This is a genomic window from Domibacillus indicus, assembly GCF_023715895.1.
Lineage (GTDB): Bacteria > Bacillota > Bacilli > Bacillales > Domibacillaceae > Domibacillus > Domibacillus indicus_A.
Genome location: NZ_JAMBOO010000040.1, coordinates 13,220 through 27,901, shown reverse-complemented (window position 1 = coordinate 27,901; position 14,682 = coordinate 13,220). Strand labels below are relative to the sequence as shown.

General features: G+C 48.9%; 15 protein-coding genes. 13 read left to right on the top strand and 2 right to left on the bottom strand.

Annotation, left to right across the window (positions count from 1 at the left end):
* From M3221_RS24550 to M3221_RS24515, 8 genes are all read left to right on the top strand, one after another.
* Window positions 1-93, top strand: a 93-nt coding sequence (locus M3221_RS24550; RefSeq protein ID WP_251274688.1) for an IS3 family transposase, incomplete at its 5' end; no start/stop codon positions are given.
* A 158-nt stretch (window positions 94-251) separates the two neighbouring features.
* Complete coding sequence (locus M3221_RS24545) at window positions 252-437, top strand: hypothetical protein (protein WP_251274686.1); 186 nt, start codon at window positions 252-254, stop codon at window positions 435-437.
* A gap of 132 nt (window positions 438-569) precedes the next feature.
* Window positions 570-1,124, top strand: coding sequence for a nuclear transport factor 2 family protein (locus M3221_RS26660; protein ID WP_251274685.1), 555 nt, complete (start codon window positions 570-572; stop codon window positions 1,122-1,124).
* A gap of 30 nt (window positions 1,125-1,154) precedes the next feature.
* A complete protein-coding gene (locus M3221_RS24535; protein ID WP_251274684.1) occupies window positions 1,155-1,622 on the top strand; it encodes an S-ribosylhomocysteine lyase in 468 nt (155 codons plus the stop codon).
* A gap of 141 nt (window positions 1,623-1,763) precedes the next feature.
* Entirely contained in the window at window positions 1,764-3,587 is a 1,824-nt protein-coding gene (locus M3221_RS24530; RefSeq protein WP_251274683.1) for a sigma-54-dependent Fis family transcriptional regulator, read from the top strand.
* A gap of 201 nt (window positions 3,588-3,788) precedes the next feature.
* Window positions 3,789-4,748 (top strand): thiamine pyrophosphate-dependent dehydrogenase E1 component subunit alpha, encoded by a 960-nt coding sequence (locus tag M3221_RS24525; protein ID WP_251274687.1) that lies wholly within the window; start codon window positions 3,789-3,791, stop codon window positions 4,746-4,748.
* On the top strand, window positions 4,745-5,773 hold the full coding sequence (locus M3221_RS24520) for an alpha-ketoacid dehydrogenase subunit beta (RefSeq protein ID WP_251274682.1): 1,029 nt from the start codon (window positions 4,745-4,747) through the stop codon (window positions 5,771-5,773). The genes M3221_RS24525 and M3221_RS24520 overlap by 4 nt, the downstream gene beginning before the upstream one ends.
* 13 nt (window positions 5,774-5,786) lie before the next feature.
* Entirely contained in the window at window positions 5,787-7,046 is a 1,260-nt protein-coding gene (locus tag M3221_RS24515) for a dihydrolipoamide acetyltransferase family protein (RefSeq protein ID WP_251274681.1), read from the top strand.
* A gap of 186 nt (window positions 7,047-7,232) precedes the next feature.
* Here M3221_RS24515 and M3221_RS24510 read toward each other — a convergent pair whose 3' ends face one another.
* Window positions 7,233-8,168, bottom strand: coding sequence for a DMT family transporter (locus M3221_RS24510; protein ID WP_251274680.1), 936 nt, complete (start codon window positions 8,166-8,168; stop codon window positions 7,233-7,235).
* Between the two features lie 106 nt (window positions 8,169-8,274).
* On the opposite strand from M3221_RS24510, the gene M3221_RS24505 reads away from it, so the two are divergent.
* Window positions 8,275-9,132, top strand: a complete 858-nt coding sequence (locus M3221_RS24505; RefSeq protein ID WP_251274679.1) for a DegV family protein — start codon at window positions 8,275-8,277, stop codon at window positions 9,130-9,132.
* A gap of 54 nt (window positions 9,133-9,186) precedes the next feature.
* Here M3221_RS24505 and M3221_RS24500 read toward each other — a convergent pair whose 3' ends face one another.
* Window positions 9,187-11,481, bottom strand: coding sequence for an S-layer homology domain-containing protein (locus tag M3221_RS24500; RefSeq protein ID WP_251274678.1), 2,295 nt, complete (start codon window positions 11,479-11,481; stop codon window positions 9,187-9,189).
* Window positions 11,482-11,628: 147 nt separating this feature from the next.
* Here M3221_RS24500 and M3221_RS24495 point away from each other — a divergent pair, with 147 nt between their 5' ends.
* From M3221_RS24495 to flgM, 4 genes are all read left to right on the top strand, one after another.
* Entirely contained in the window at window positions 11,629-12,936 is a 1,308-nt protein-coding gene (locus tag M3221_RS24495; protein WP_251274677.1) for an ATP-dependent helicase ComFA, read from the top strand.
* On the top strand, window positions 12,933-13,595 hold the full coding sequence (locus M3221_RS24490) for a ComF family protein (RefSeq protein WP_251274676.1): 663 nt from the start codon (window positions 12,933-12,935) through the stop codon (window positions 13,593-13,595). The genes M3221_RS24495 and M3221_RS24490 overlap by 4 nt, the downstream gene beginning before the upstream one ends.
* Window positions 13,596-13,653: 58 nt before the next feature.
* Window positions 13,654-14,064, top strand: coding sequence for a TIGR03826 family flagellar region protein (locus M3221_RS24485; RefSeq protein ID WP_251274675.1), 411 nt, complete (start codon window positions 13,654-13,656; stop codon window positions 14,062-14,064).
* A 278-nt stretch (window positions 14,065-14,342) separates the two neighbouring features.
* Window positions 14,343-14,612: a flagellar biosynthesis anti-sigma factor FlgM gene (gene flgM / locus M3221_RS24480; protein WP_251274674.1), complete on the top strand. Its 270-nt coding sequence runs from the start codon at window positions 14,343-14,345 to the stop codon at window positions 14,610-14,612.
* Window positions 14,613-14,682 lie beyond the last annotated feature (70 nt).

Here is a 14,682-nt window from a genome sequence, read left to right as displayed (position 1 = left end):
TATATCAATTACTATAATCACAAACGAATCAAGACAAAATTAAAGGGCATGAGCCCGGTGGAATACCGAACGCATGCCCTAGAGGCTGCTTAATAAATTATGTGTCTAACTTTTTGGGTTCACTTCATTATGGGGCTTTTTTTGTAGAAGAACGGCGGATAAACAAGAGTCGGTACCTATTCATCACGATAACCGGGCACTCACCACCCTTTCTTTTGCTGCATACACTACAAGCGAAAGGAGCGATGAAGATGAGTCCGTTCAACGTACGCCCGCCTTATTATTATCCGTATCCGCCATACCCGCCGTATTATCAGCCTCCTTATTACTATGGCGGCTATCAGAATCCATTTTTAGGTGGATTTTTCGGCGGTTTAACAGGAAGCTTATTGACGCCGTTTTTCTACGGCCGTCCGCCCTTCAGACGTTATTATTGAAAAAACGGCCTGCGCTGGTTGAGCGCGGGCCTTTTTTCTTTTACAATAAAAGAGAAATAAGGATCAAAGGCGGGAGGTGCGGTGCCTTGCCGTACTTCTTTCGGACAGGCCTTGGAAGGATGTGCACGGACGGTGAACCATAAATGGACAGCTGCTCTTTTTTTAACCGGTGTACTGCTCGCAGGATGCGGCGAGAAAAACGACCAGGCCGCTCACTCAGCAGAGGACGGTGAATCAAGCCGCGCCGAGCAGGAAACACACGGAACGGCCGAAACAGGAGAAAGTAACACAGCACGGGCGCCTATTGAAGAAGCAAAAAATATCCCTCCCGAGGAAAGGACCGCTATTTTGGCTGCGCTGAACCAGCAAATCCAGTCATTCAATAAAAAAGATCTTGATGGCTATATGGAGACTATTTCCGAAAATCCGAAGTCATTTGATTATGATGAAGAAAAAGCGTATGTACAAAAGGTATTTCAAACATTTGATGCTGTAATGGAGCCGGCAAATATAACGATTATCCAGTATGATCAAACGGCCCAAACCGCCAACGTTTTCATGAATATGAAATCGACGTCGAAGGATATCAAAACAGGCAAAGAAGTCAGCCAGACCACCCGGCAGATGATGGTATTTCAAAAAGAAGAGGGCAGCTGGAAGCAAGTTTCCCTTTTTGCGATGCAATGATATAGTAAAAAGAAAAGAGGTTTTTTAAACATGACAAAAGAAATGAACGTAGAAAGCTTTAATTTAGACCATACAAAAGTAAAAGCGCCTTATGTCCGCCTTGCCGGCGTAAAAGAAGGCCAAAACGGGGACAAAATTTTAAAATATGATATTCGTTTCTGCCAGCCGAACAAAGAGCATATGGAAATGCCGGCTCTTCATTCATTGGAGCACATGATGGCGGAATTCAGCCGTAACCATTCGGATAAAATTGTCGACATCAGCCCAATGGGATGCCAGACAGGCTACTACATCGCGGTAATCAATCACGAAGATTACGATGACATTTTAAACATCCTTGAAAAAACATTACAAGACGTGCTGGAAGCGACAGAAGTGCCTGCCTGCAACGAAGTGCAGTGCGGCTGGGCAGCAAGCCACAGCCTGGAAGGCGCAAAAGAAATCGCGCGCAATATGCTTGCTAAACGTCAAGAATGGACAGAAGTATTTGCCGGGTAAGCCGTGTGCTGACAAGCGGATAAAAGGAATCGCCTTTTATCCGCTTTTTTGTTTTGCAGTGGGGAGCGTATGAAGAACCGGAAGGAAAGGCTTTTGGGCGGAGGCAGGCATGTTTCATTTTCAAAACGGGGAGGTTTTTCAATGACCAATGAAACAGTAAATCGGAATGTATGGCAGCGCTTCGTGAGAGAAGGAGTGCTCGATACGGCACGTCTGCAAAAACGGATTGAAGAGTCCTGGTATCTATGCCAGAAAAGCGGGGTCAATCCATACGACGGCAAAGGAAGCGACATTTTAACACCGGATCAGCTTCGCACGCGGCTGGAGAAAAATGACCGGCTTGCTTCGATTGCAGCTCCCATTATGGAGAAAATGATCACTTCGATCCGCCAGGCAAACACGATCATCCTGCTTATCGATAAGGACGGCTACATTTTAGCAGCGCGCGGTCCGGACCCTGCTTTAAAGCAGGCCTCTAAAATCAATTTTATAGAAGGCTCCAGATGGACAGAAGACGTTGTTGGCACGAACGCAGTTGGAACCGCTCTCAGAACAGGAGAAGCCATCACAGTGGTCGGTACAGAGCATTATTCCGTCGCCTCCCAGCACTTTTCCTGCTCAGCGGCTCCCATCCACGCGCCGGACGGTACGCTTTTAGGTGTATTGGACATCACAAGCCCCGTGGAAGATTCCCGTCATGAACATATGCTGGCAGCTGTGTGTGCCGCCTCTTTTGCGGTCGAGCAGCAGTGGGCAGCGATGGAGAAAATGGACGAACAGTCGCTCATTATGACGGCTTCTTTTTATCGCCAGCACCCCGCTCCGATTGCGGCGGTTTCTGCATCCGGTTTGGTTGTATGGATGAACGACACGATGAAAGAGAAGTGTCAAATGACCGTGCCGTTTCCGCTTGAGGATCTGCCAGACAGGGCATGGATACAGGATGTAATGCGGGATGTATTCGATGAACCGCGCTCCTATCAAATCGGCCGCCTCGTTCAGTTTTCAGCTGCAAAGAAAGCACCGGCTGCGCCCGGCTGGATCAATACCTTTCATTACAATGGGGTCATTGGTACAGCAGAACCATTCCAGCATGTGCTTTGGCAGGCAGAACGCGTCGCCAAAACAGACGCAGCCGTGCACATTCACGGTGAAACCGGCACAGGTAAAGAAATTTTGGCGCGGGCTATTCACGAAAACAGCAGCCGCCAAAATGGGCCGTTTATTGCCGTAAACTGTGGTGCCATCCCGCCTTCATTGATGGAAAGCGAGCTGTTCGGCTACGAAGGAGGCTCTTTTACAGGCGCAAGCAGAAGCGGCCGCCGGGGGAAAATCCGCGATGCGGACGGAGGCACGCTGTTTCTAGATGAAATTGGCGATATATCAGAGCAAATGCAGATTTCACTGCTGCGTGTTTTGCAGGAGCAGGAGGTCATGCCGGTCGGTGCCTCCAAGCCCATCCCCGTTAATATCCGGATTATTACCGCTACCCACCGGAACTTAATTGACCTTGTAAAGAAAGGACAGCTGCGTGAGGATCTTTTTTACCGGATTTATGTGTTTCCATTGAGCCTGCCGCCGCTCCGCCAACGGCTTTGCGATCTTGAATGGTTTATCCAGGACTACCAGAAACGGACACATTGGAAAGGAACGGTTCCAGCATCTCTCCTGCATGTTCTGAAGCAGCACGCATTCCCGGGAAACTTCCGTGAGCTGTTTAATATTTTGGATCGTATTCGTATTTTGTATGGCGATGATGTACCAGCGAATTTATCGCCGACGGACTGCATGATCTCATTTGAGACAGAGGATGAGAAACAATGGACGAGCCGCCAGGAAATCGAACGGGAAGAATTTATGCGGGTATTAAAAGAAGCAAAAGGCCATGCTCCTACTGCAGCAAAACAGCTTGGAATGCCCCGCAGCACTTTTTACCGGAAGCTGAAACAATATGAGATGAATTGAGACATGGTGGGACAGCGGCGGGAAAAATGATGTTTTGGGCTGGGATATTCCTTTATTCGGGTGCTTTCTCGAATTGGCACGATGTTTGCATTAAGTATACTGAAAGCGTTTTCTATTTCATTTATCAATGAAAGGGAGAGGGTACCAGTGTCACAAACGCAAACAAACCAGCCGACTATTTCGAAAGAAGAAGCCACATGGATGTTTCAAAAAATGCTTGAAATACGCCACTTTGAAGACCGGGTTCACGATATTTTTGGAACGGGAATTCTGCCTGGCTTTGTTCATTTGTATGCAGGGGAAGAAGCGATTGCAGTCGGCCTTTGCTCTCATCTCGACGATAAGGACTACATTACAAGCACCCATCGCGGCCATGGCCACTGTATTGCCAAAGGCTGTGATTTAGATGGCATGATGGCAGAGATTTACGGAAGAGCGACCGGGCTCTGCAAAGGCAAAGGCGGCTCGATGCATATTGCTGACGTGGAAAAAGGAATGCTCGGAGCCAATGGCATTGTGGGCGGAGGATTTCCGCTGGCTGTCGGGGCCGGCTTGACGCATAAATTGAAAAAAACAGGCGGCGTGGCGGTTTGCTTTTTCGGGGATGGCGCCAATAACCACGGAACGTTCCATGAAGGCATTAACATGGCAGCGATCTGGAACTTACCGGTTATTTTTGTCGCGGAAAACAATGGATTTGCAGAAGCGACGCCTTTCCATTATGCCTCCAGCTGTAAGTCGATTGCCGACCGGGCCATCGGATACGGCATTCCAGGCGAAACAGTAGATGGAAAAGATGTGGTGGCCGTGCGGGAAGCAGCGCAGCGGGCAGTAGAGCGGGCACGTAACGGTGAAGGACCGACATTAATCGAATGTATCACGTACCGGAACTACGGCCATTTTGAAGGGGATGCCCAGACATATAAAGGCGAAGAGAAAGTCAAGCATCTGGATGACCTCGATGCCATTAAAAAGTTTTACACATACTTAACCGAGCAGGGGATTATGACCGAAGCGGAGCTCGACCAAATGGATGACGATGTGCGGAGAGCGGTGGATCGTGCCGTCGAGTTTGCGGAAAAAAGCCCATATCCGCTTCCAGAGCAGCTGATGGAAGATGTGTATGTATCGTATAAAACAGATGGAGGTGCTGCACGATGACACGTCAAATCACTTTTTCACAGGCCGTAAACGAAGCGATGGCTCTTTCAATGAGAGAAGATCAGGATGTGATTCTGCTCGGTGAAGATGTAGCGGGCGGCGCAGCGGTAGACCACCTGCAGGATGAAGAAGCCTGGGGCGGCGTAATGGGGGTTACAAAAGGGCTTGTACAGGAATTTGGCCGGGAGCGGGTTATTGATACACCGATAGCGGAAGCGGGCTACGTCGGTGCAGCGGTGACCGCGGCTGCTACCGGAATGCGCCCGATTGCTGAACTGATGTTTAACGACTTTATCGGCAGCTGTCTGGATGAAGTGATGAACCAGGGAGCTAAACTGCGCTACATGTTTGGCGGAAAAGCGAAGGTGCCGCTCACCATTCGGACGATGCATGGTGCAGGCTTCCGTGCCGCAGCCCAGCACTCTCAAAGCTTGTATTCCTTTTTTACGCACATTCCAGGCCTTAAAGTCGTCATTCCATCCACTCCGTATGATGCAAAAGGGCTTCTTCTCGAATCTATTTTTGATGATGATTTGGTCGTCTTTTTCGAAGACAAAACGCTGTATACGATGAAAGGCGAGGTGCCGGAAGGGTCCTACCGCATCCCATTTGGAAAAGCCGATATTAAGCGGAAAGGGGAAGACGTGACCATTGTGGCGATCGGCAAAATGGTGCACACCGCTATCAAAGCAGCGGCTGAGCTGTCCAAAAATGGGGTGGAAGCCGAAATTATCGATCCGCGCACTCTGTCGCCGCTTGATGAGGATACGATTTTATCATCGGTTGAAAAAACAGGGCGGCTTATTGTCGTCGATGAAGCCAACCCGCGCTGCAGTGCGGCAACTGACATCGCTGCCCTTGTGGCCGACAAAGGATTTGACTATCTGGATGCGCCGATCAAAATGGTCACCGCGCCGCATACACCGGTTCCATTTGCTCCATCTTTGGAAGACATTTATTTGCCAACACCAGATAAAATCATCAAAGCCGTTCAGGAAATGACCGGCAACGAATTGGTGATATAAAGGGGGATTAGCGATGGCTGTAAAGTTGATTATGCCGAAGCTCGGTATGGGGATGGAAGAAGGAACGATCGTTGAATGGCTAAAGCAGGAGGGCGATGAAGTAAAAAAAGGGGATTCAGTCGCCGTGATCAGCTCAGATAAAATTGAGAAAGATATAGAAGCGCCGGCAGACGGGATTTTGCTGAAAATCGAGGCGTCTCCAGATGAAGTGGTAAAAGTCGGCGAAGCGATCGGATTTGTTGGTGCAGCAGGGGAAGAAACGGAAGCGGCAAATGCACCTCAAGCCGAGCTTCATCAGGAAGCGCCGGATATGCCGGAGGAAATACCGGCTTCGATTGAACAGACACCAGAGCCGGCCGCCGCAAAAGCACAAAGAAATGGCGGCAGAACCCGCGTTTCACCGGCTGCCCGCAAGCTTGCCAGGGAACATGATCTGGATATAACCGGCATTCCGGGAACAGGGCCGAATGGACGGATTACCCGGTCTGACGTGGAACGCCATTTAAACCATAATATACAGCCGGCCGCCGCAGCCGTTCAGCCGGCGCCGGAAGCAGACGTAGAACCGATGTCTTCCCGCTCTTCTGCATCAGGTAAACCGCTTGCCGGTATGCGCAAGGTGATTGCGGAGCGCATGTTTGACAGCCTGCAGACAACCGCACAGCTGACCATTACGATGAGGGCAGATGTAACGGATTTAATGACGATTCGCAAGCAGATGAATGAGTCGCTGGCAGAAAGCGGCGTGAAGCTTACGCTGACTGACTTTGTCGCTAAAGCGGTCATTGCTTCGCTGAAAAAGCACCCGGAAATGAATGCGACCCTTGAGAACGGCCAGCTTGCCCTGCATGACCGCGTCCATCTCGGAATCGCAGTAGCGCTGGATGGCGGCTTGATGGTGCCGGTGATCAATGATGCGTGCCGTCTGTCGCTGAGAGACTTATCCAGCCGGATCCGTTCCAACGCGGACGACGTTAGAGGCGGCCGCATCCAGGCGGAAACATTAAAAGGCTCAACGTTTACGATTACCAATCTTGGAAACTACGAGGTGGAGTTTTTTACACCTGTTTTGAACCCGCCGGAGATCGGTATTCTTGGCCTCGGCCGCGCGATGCCGGAAGCGGTCTTTGTGGGAGATGAACTGCAAAAGCGGCATATTCAGCCGCTCAGCCTGACATTCGACCACCGTGCGATTGACGGCTCCCCGGCGGCCGCTTTCCTGCAGACGCTAAAAGGGATGCTCGAACAGCCGTATCGCATGCTGGCGGAATAATCCGAAGCAGCCGAAAAAAGAACATGATAGTCGAATCGGACAATCTCATCGGTACTTTTCAACAAGAAGCGCTGTTGAATGGATAGGTGAGGATGGAGAAAGGGTGTCTCTAAGCGAAAAATCGGCTTATGAGACACCCTTTTTGTGCAGCGAGGCTTTCAAAATAAGCAGCTCGAAAAAAGAGAATTACAGTGTTTTTCGGTCCTCATTCCGATTTTCCGGGCTGAAAAACAGGCGTTGGGACTTCGCTTTTCCTGCCGGGCGCCGCTCTATCGTAAACAGGACGGCTGCTAGAATACAAAGAATGCCGCCCGCCTGCCAGATCGTCAGCTTGTCTCCAAAAAGAAGAATGCCGATCCAAATGGCTACCACGGGTTCGGCGACTGCTAAAATAGCTGCGCGTCCGGATTCCATTTGGGAAAGACCGGCTGTGTAGAAGCTATAAGCAAAAACCGTTGATAACACGACCAGACCAAACGTATTCCAAAGAACCGCCGGCTCCAGCAATTGCGCTTGTTTTGCCACAAGCCCCGACATCGGTACGACGCAAAGGGAGGCCGTAAGCATCGCGTAAGCCGTGATGGTAACAGAATGATAGCGATGGGCGACAAATTTGCCGAAAATCGAATACAAGGCATAAAAAAAGCCGGATAAAAGCCCGATGAAAATGGTGCCGGCAGACATGTCCGCATCACCGGACGGCACAAGCCCTACGGCAAGCATACAGCCGAGCACGGTTAACAAAAGCGCAATCGCTTTGCCGCCCGTCATCGGCTCTTTGAAAAAAAGGCGCGACAGCAGCACAACAAAAACCGGTCCGGTATACAAAAGCACAACAGCCAGAGAGTTGGAAGAGCGTTCCATTACGGTAAAAAAGCATAAATTAAAAAAGACGATGCTGACAATGCCGCAGCCGGCGAAAAAAAATAAATCCCGCAGTTGAATGTGAAGCAGGTTACGCTTAAAAAGGAGCAGAAAAAGAAAGAGCACCAAAGCAGAGCCTAGCACCCGCAATGCCACCACATCGATAGGCGAGAAACCGTATGTATAAAGTCCTTGCACAAACAAACCAATCGTGCCCCACAGTGTGGCACCCGTCAAAACAAGCCATGCAGATTTCATGATCATCCCTCCTCCTCTTTATCTTACCGGAAAAGGGGTGCAAAACAACCTCTATTGGGCTAAAATGTAAGGGATATGAAAAAATGAAAAAGGCAGGTATAAGCAGATGAAGACGGCCATTTTGACCGACAGCACCGCTTATCTTCCAAAAGCGCTGCGCGAGGAGCTTAATATTTTTATGATTCCGCTCAGCGTTATTTTTGGTGAGGATGTATATCGTGAAGAGCTCGATATCACGATGGAAGAGTTTTACGGAAAAGTGAATGAAGGAGGCAGGCTGCCTACCACGTCCCAGCCGGTGATCGGCCACTTTGTTGAGCTGTATGAACAAATTGCCAAGGAATACGATGCAGTCATTGGCATTTACTTATCAAGTGAACTGAGCGGCACCTACCAGTCATCCATTACAGCCGCAGACATGGCAGAAGAATTGGATGTGTATTCATTTGATTCGGAAATCAGCTGTGCACCCCAGGCTTTTTACGTGCTGCGGGCGGCAGAACTGGTCAAAGAAGGAAAAATGCCGGATGCCATTTTGGCTGAGCTGACCGAGATGAAAAAATGGACGAAAGCGTACTTTATGGTAGATGATTTAAACCATTTAAAGCGGGGCGGACGCTTAAGCGGGGCACAGGCGCTGATTGGCGGCCTGCTTCAAGTAAAACCGATTCTCCATGTGGAAGACAAGCGGCTCGCGCCATTTGAAAAAATTCGAACAAGCAAAAAAGCGCTTAAACGCATTGGCGATTTGTTCGGAGAAGATTACGAGGACGGAGACAAGCTGCAGGCATCTGTGATTCATGCGAACCGGGAGGACGAAGCCCGGAAATGGACAGCGGAATTAAAGCAGCGGTTCCCGAACGCTGAAATCAGCATTTCAAGCTTCGGCCCAGTCATTGCCACACACTTAGGAGAAGGCGCCTTGGCGCTCGGTTGGACGAAAAAAAGAACGTCCGAGCGATAAGTAGTCATCAAATAAAAAGAAAAAGCGCTCCAGCTTGAAGCTGGAACGCTTTTTTTATTTTGGAACGGAATTTAGTACATCTGTGATCATTTGCATTTCTTCTCTGTCGATCCGTTCTGTGCTTGCCGCACGTGTACCGCTGATCAAGTCGCCGAAGCCCTGCTCATTCAGCTTCTTCACCACTTCATCGATAAATGGACGGTTGTTTTCGACAAGATAGGTTGTTTTTGACCGGATCATTTGATCAAACACAGCGCTGCGCGGCATACCGATTCGCTCTAACGCTTCCTGGTTCAACAAAAGATCCAAAAGCGTTAAAAGCTCATAGTCATTGCCGGCAAAGGTTAAATCAGGATTGACCTGATACCAGAAGTCGCCTTTTCGGCCGTTGTCGGTACGAATCCATTTTGGATATAAATTCTCAATACCGGCTTTGAATTCGCGCATTGGTTTCAAATACTTTTCATCACGGGTCTGCTCATAGGCGACGATCAAGAAACGCATGCCGCCGAGTGCATGGTTAAGCGACGAATGTGTCTGCTTGGAACCAGGTTTATAGTAATCTGAAATCATATAGCTTGATGAGGTTACCGGAATGATATTGCCAAATGATTTTTGGTTTACAAGGAAGTTCGCATACGTTAAGTTATCATCCTTTAACGCTTCAATGCCGAGTGCTTCGCCTGTGTTTTTCAAAAACATCGCTGCATTTTCATTTAAACGTGTATCTACATATGGCGCTGTCGTGCCGTATGATTTTTTCAGCCACGTACTTGTGTATTCCGTATAAAAAAGCGGCTGGGTTCCTTTCGTTACTTCACCACCGGAGAACACATCAAGGTCCGCTACTCCATTTAACACAAGGTCATATAAATAACGGTCATTATGTTCCTGGTAAGCTGTCAAATAAATACCAGCCTGCATCCGGTTGATACTGCGGCCGTAGCCCATTTGGTAGCCTGGTTCAATAGACCAAGGAAGCTTCGTATAGGCACCGTCTGCTGTGAGCCAGTTATTGATCGAGATATACTCAGCAATTGTGCGTTTAAACCATTCATCGCGTGTAGATGAGCTCTGGAACAAGGACTTGTCCGATACAAGCGCCCATGAATCTGAAATGGCGTTGCCTTTTATCGTCATGTTCATATTTGCCGTAACGGTATTGTCAGCCTGCTGAACGTCATAATCTGCATACTCTTGATCAAGCACACGAATGCGGGAAACGGTGCCGTCTGCATATTTCTGCTCTTTCGGAACGGCTACATAGTTTTTGCCCATCATGACTTCGCCTGTGATTGCCGACCCTTTTTTAGCAGAAAGCACGCCGATTGGGTGGCTCGTTTCATCAATGCCAAATACGTCATGGTGTTCACGAACAACGGTCCCCTGATCGCTGTATTTAGCGAGTGAATAGTTATCAGACTGTGAAAACGGCAGGGAAACAGTAGCGGAATATGTATTGTCCGCATTGTGAGTAAATTTCGTGAAGACGAATGTATCTCCGTTTGTCAGCTTGCGAAGGGTTACACGAAGAGATCCGAGTGGTTTAGAAGCATAACCCATATGATAATAATAGTGATAGTCTGTTGATTCAATATGCTTGTCCGTTTCCTGGCGGTCATATTCCAGCGGTACGCCGCGTGAGTTCATACGAACCTTTACATATTGATAGTCGTTAATCGGAATAATCACTTCCTGATTATCAGCCGGTTTTGGCACTTCAATCGGCTCTTTAATCGTGCCAAGAAGTCCAAGTTTTGTCATCATCCGGTGAATAAATACAGCTGATTCGCCGCGTGTCGCTACTTTCTTCGGCAGGAACTTACTATTTTCCGTTCCGTAAATCAGTCCGTAATGCGTCATTCGTTCAACCGATGCATACGCATAAGCGCCAATTTCTTTCGCATCTGTGAAGGTTAGTGGTGTACGCTCCATGTAATCGCCTTTATACTGCATGGCGCGATCCAGCATAACCGCTACATCAGAGCGGGTAATGGCTTCGTTCGGGAGCGCTTTTCCTTCGGTTGTCCCCTGGATGATGCCGGCTTTTTTCGCAGCGGCAATTTCAGGGTAAAGGGTACTGCCAGGACCGACATCCACAAAAGCAGAATCGCCGGCAGGCAAATCAAGCGCCCGGGCAAGATACGCCAAAAACTGGCCTCTTGTTACACTTGCATAAGGACGAAAGGTTCCATCCTCATAACCTGCAATGACACCATCTGCCACAAGATCCTCGATCTCGTCTTTTGCCCAGTGGCTTGAAATATCGCTGAAGCTCTGTGCTGACACGTTAACCGCGAATAGGATCACGAGTAAAAGTGCCGTCAGGCTTCCTCCAATTTTTCGCATAAAATCCCCTTTCTTTTTTGTTTCAATGTTACAAAGAAAAGTATAACATACCGGAAAAATGACCCAATGTTAAATTATGATGACATTCTGATAACGATTGTAATATTTATCCAGAGGAAGTATACTGAATTCGAAAGGATGTGACCTATGAAACAAGCTCTCTTTTTTTCAGGTCGTGAATTAACAGATGAAGAAATTCCGTTACTCTCCGATGTTCATTCTCTCGCTGTCCGCCCCGGCTTGTCCCACCCGCTTCTTTGCCATCGCTGCGGAAATACTTCTAACTTCTCATTCCATCCATGTGCCCGGTGCGGCAACGACTGCGCCTACTGTCGAAACTGCATTCAAATGGGCAAAATCTCATCCTGTACAACCCTTTACCGCTGGATCGGCCCCGAGCCATTGCATCCGAAGCAGGCCGGAGAAATGCACTGGTCCGGCACACTGTCAGCCGGACAGCAGGCAGCTTCCCAGCATGTTCGGCTTGCGATTGAAAATGATCGTGAACATACCGTCTGGGCCGTTGCGGGGGCCGGGAAAACAGAAGTGTTATTTGGAGGCATCGCTGAAGCTCTTCAAAATGGGAAGCGTGTCTGTATTGCGGCACCAAGAGCAGACGTAGTCCGGGAGCTAGCTCCACGCCTTCAAAACGTGTTTCCCGATACGCCGCCTGCTGTACTGTATGGTGGCAGCCCAGACCGGCATACGTACAGTCCGCTTGTGATCTCTACTACCCACCAGCTACTCCGCTTTTTTGAAGCGTTTGACGTCATGATCGTCGATGAAGTGGATGCTTTTCCGTACACGTTTGATGCTTCACTTCAATTTGCCGTTCAAAAAGCACGCAAAAAAACATCCTCTCTTATTTATTTAACAGCTACGCCCGAACCATCCTGGCAGGAAGACATCCACTCCGGCAGGCGGGAAGCGACCCTGATTCCAGCCCGCTACCACCGCCATCCGCTGCCTGTACCGGAAATGAAGTGGTGTGGAAATTGGAAAAAATCGATTGTCCCCGCATCTGTTTTGGATTGGCTGAAAGGAAAGGAGAAAGCACTTCTTTTTTATCCTCATATTGAAACGATGGACAAGGCCCTTTTGACATTAAAAGAAATAGATGCACGTATCCAAAGTGTGCATGCCGAGGACCCTCTCCGCAAAGAAAAAGTCGAAGCGATGCGCAGAGGAGAAATTCCGGTTTTGCTTACCACAACGATTTTAGAGCGGGGAGTGACATTCCCCGGTGTGGATGTGGCAGTAGTCGGTGCGGAAGACCGGATTTTTACGGAAAGCGCCCTTGTGCAAATAGCTGGGCGCGCCGGACGAAGCGCCGACTGTCCAACCGGCATTGTAACCTTTTTTCATTACGGGAAAACAAATGCTATGGTGCGGGCCATCAGCCAGATTAATAGGATGAACAAGCTTGGAGAGGAAAGGGGGCTGTTGGATATATGAGCCGGTGCCTGCTTTGTGAAAGTGAAACAGCGATTCAGTCATGGGCTGCTTTTTTCGGTGCAAGGGATCCGCTCTTGTGTGAAAATTGTTCCGCACCACTCAAAAAACTAACAGGGCCTTTTTGTAAAATCTGCTGCCGGGAAATGAAAGAAGCAGGAATCTGTCCGGATTGCGCTGCATGGGAGGGGGGCATTTTTCATTCCAATCATTCTTTCTATCAGTACAATGACGCCATGAAGGAACTGATCGCCCGCTTTAAGTACCGGGGAGATTATGCATTGGCGGACCTTTTTGCACAAGATATCAGGAGGATAGCGAAGCGACTGGAGTATGACATCATCTGCCCGGTCCCCCTGTCTCTTTCGCGTCTTGCAGAGCGGCGCTTTAACCAGTCAGAGGCGCTTATTGAGCGGGCGGGACTGCCGCAAACCGTGCTTCTTGGGCGGCGGGAATCCGACAAGCAGTCTAAAAAAACACGTGCCGAGCGAATAAAAGCTAAGCAAACGTTTTACCCAATTGGGGATGCAGCAGGGAAAACCATTCTTGTAATTGATGATATTTATACGACTGGCGCAACCATGCACCTTGTAGCTAAAGCACTACAAAAAGCTGGTGCCATATCCGTAAAAAGTATCACGGTTGCTCGCAGCGGCTCTTGACAATTGACCATTCCGCCATGAAAATAGAACCAACGAATGACAACATGAGGTGAATGGGATGAACGAGATCGTTGACTGCCCGCGATGCGGCGCATTGTATGCTAAAAATGCCTTTCGTGATGTATGTCCAAAATGTTCCCGATCAGAAGAAGAGCTTTATCAAGCTGCTTATACATTTTTAAGAAAAAGAGAAAACCGCGCCGCAACAATGGAGCGTATTGTCGAGGTAACCGGTGCGACCGAAGAAATGATTTATAAATGGGTAAAAAAAGGACGCCTTCAAGCGGCGCAGTTTCCGAACCTCGGTTATCCGTGTGACCGCTGCGGGGCTATTATCCAGCGGGGCAAGCTGTGCAATAAATGCGTTGATGAAATCGAGTCTGACCTGAAGCAGCATGACCGCGAGCAGCAATTTGCGAGTGAGCGCCGGGGGAGCCAGCAAACCTATTTGGGCAGACAAAATCATTAAACCCGTTTTCAGGCTGTTGGCAAACGCCCGCTTTCGGCGTCACTTGCCGGCTGTGAATGCTCATGACCCCAAAAAGGTCACTCCGCTTCCCAGCCGGCGGCGTTCGGGGAAAGTCAGACGTTTTCAATCAGCCTGCTTTCTTACTTTGTCTGCACTCTTAAACCCGCCTTTTGGCGGGGTTTTTTTATTCGAAAATTACGCCAAATTCCTCACTAAACATTTCCACCGTCTTGACGATATAATAAGCACAAGTACAAAAAGAAAGCGAGGATACGGAGATGAAAATTAACCATACACCTGGAGTAAATGGAATCAATCCGTATCAGAAGCAGCTAAAAAAAGTAGATGCGGCTAAATCAGCCAGCCCGGCAGCCGGCGATAAACTTGAAATTTCAAGCGCCGCCAAAGAGATGCAAGACTCATCCAGAATACTAGCTGAACGCCGCGAAAAAATCGCGCTTCTGAAGGAAAAGATCGCGGATGGCACATACAAGCCGGATGCAGATGCAACCGCCAAAGCCATGCTCGACTTTTACGGAAAGCTGTAACTGTCACCGGATCGCCCACAAACTATTGTTGGGCGATCTTTCTTTATGTATAGACCAAGGAAAGGAGACC

Coding starts and splice junctions, on each gene's coding strand:
- M3221_RS24510 (WP_251274680.1), bottom strand. CDS start 8,168: ATGAAATCTGCATGGCTTGTTTTGACGGGTGCCACACTGTGGGGCACG.
- M3221_RS24530 (WP_251274683.1), top strand. CDS start 1,764: ATGACCAATGAAACAGTAAATCGGAATGTATGGCAGCGCTTCGTGAGA.
- flgM (WP_251274674.1), top strand. CDS start 14,343: ATGAAAATTAACCATACACCTGGAGTAAATGGAATCAATCCGTATCAG.
- M3221_RS24525 (WP_251274687.1), top strand. CDS start 3,789: ATGTTTCAAAAAATGCTTGAAATACGCCACTTTGAAGACCGGGTTCAC.
- M3221_RS24490 (WP_251274676.1), top strand. CDS start 12,933: ATGAGCCGGTGCCTGCTTTGTGAAAGTGAAACAGCGATTCAGTCATGG.
- M3221_RS24485 (WP_251274675.1), top strand. CDS start 13,654: ATGAACGAGATCGTTGACTGCCCGCGATGCGGCGCATTGTATGCTAAA.
- M3221_RS24515 (WP_251274681.1), top strand. CDS start 5,787: ATGGCTGTAAAGTTGATTATGCCGAAGCTCGGTATGGGGATGGAAGAA.
- M3221_RS24495 (WP_251274677.1), top strand. CDS start 11,629: ATGAAACAAGCTCTCTTTTTTTCAGGTCGTGAATTAACAGATGAAGAA.
- M3221_RS24505 (WP_251274679.1), top strand. CDS start 8,275: ATGAAGACGGCCATTTTGACCGACAGCACCGCTTATCTTCCAAAAGCG.
- M3221_RS24520 (WP_251274682.1), top strand. CDS start 4,745: ATGACACGTCAAATCACTTTTTCACAGGCCGTAAACGAAGCGATGGCT.
- M3221_RS24500 (WP_251274678.1), bottom strand. CDS start 11,481: ATGCGAAAAATTGGAGGAAGCCTGACGGCACTTTTACTCGTGATCCTA.
- M3221_RS24545 (WP_251274686.1), top strand. CDS start 252: ATGAGTCCGTTCAACGTACGCCCGCCTTATTATTATCCGTATCCGCCA.
- M3221_RS24535 (WP_251274684.1), top strand. CDS start 1,155: ATGACAAAAGAAATGAACGTAGAAAGCTTTAATTTAGACCATACAAAA.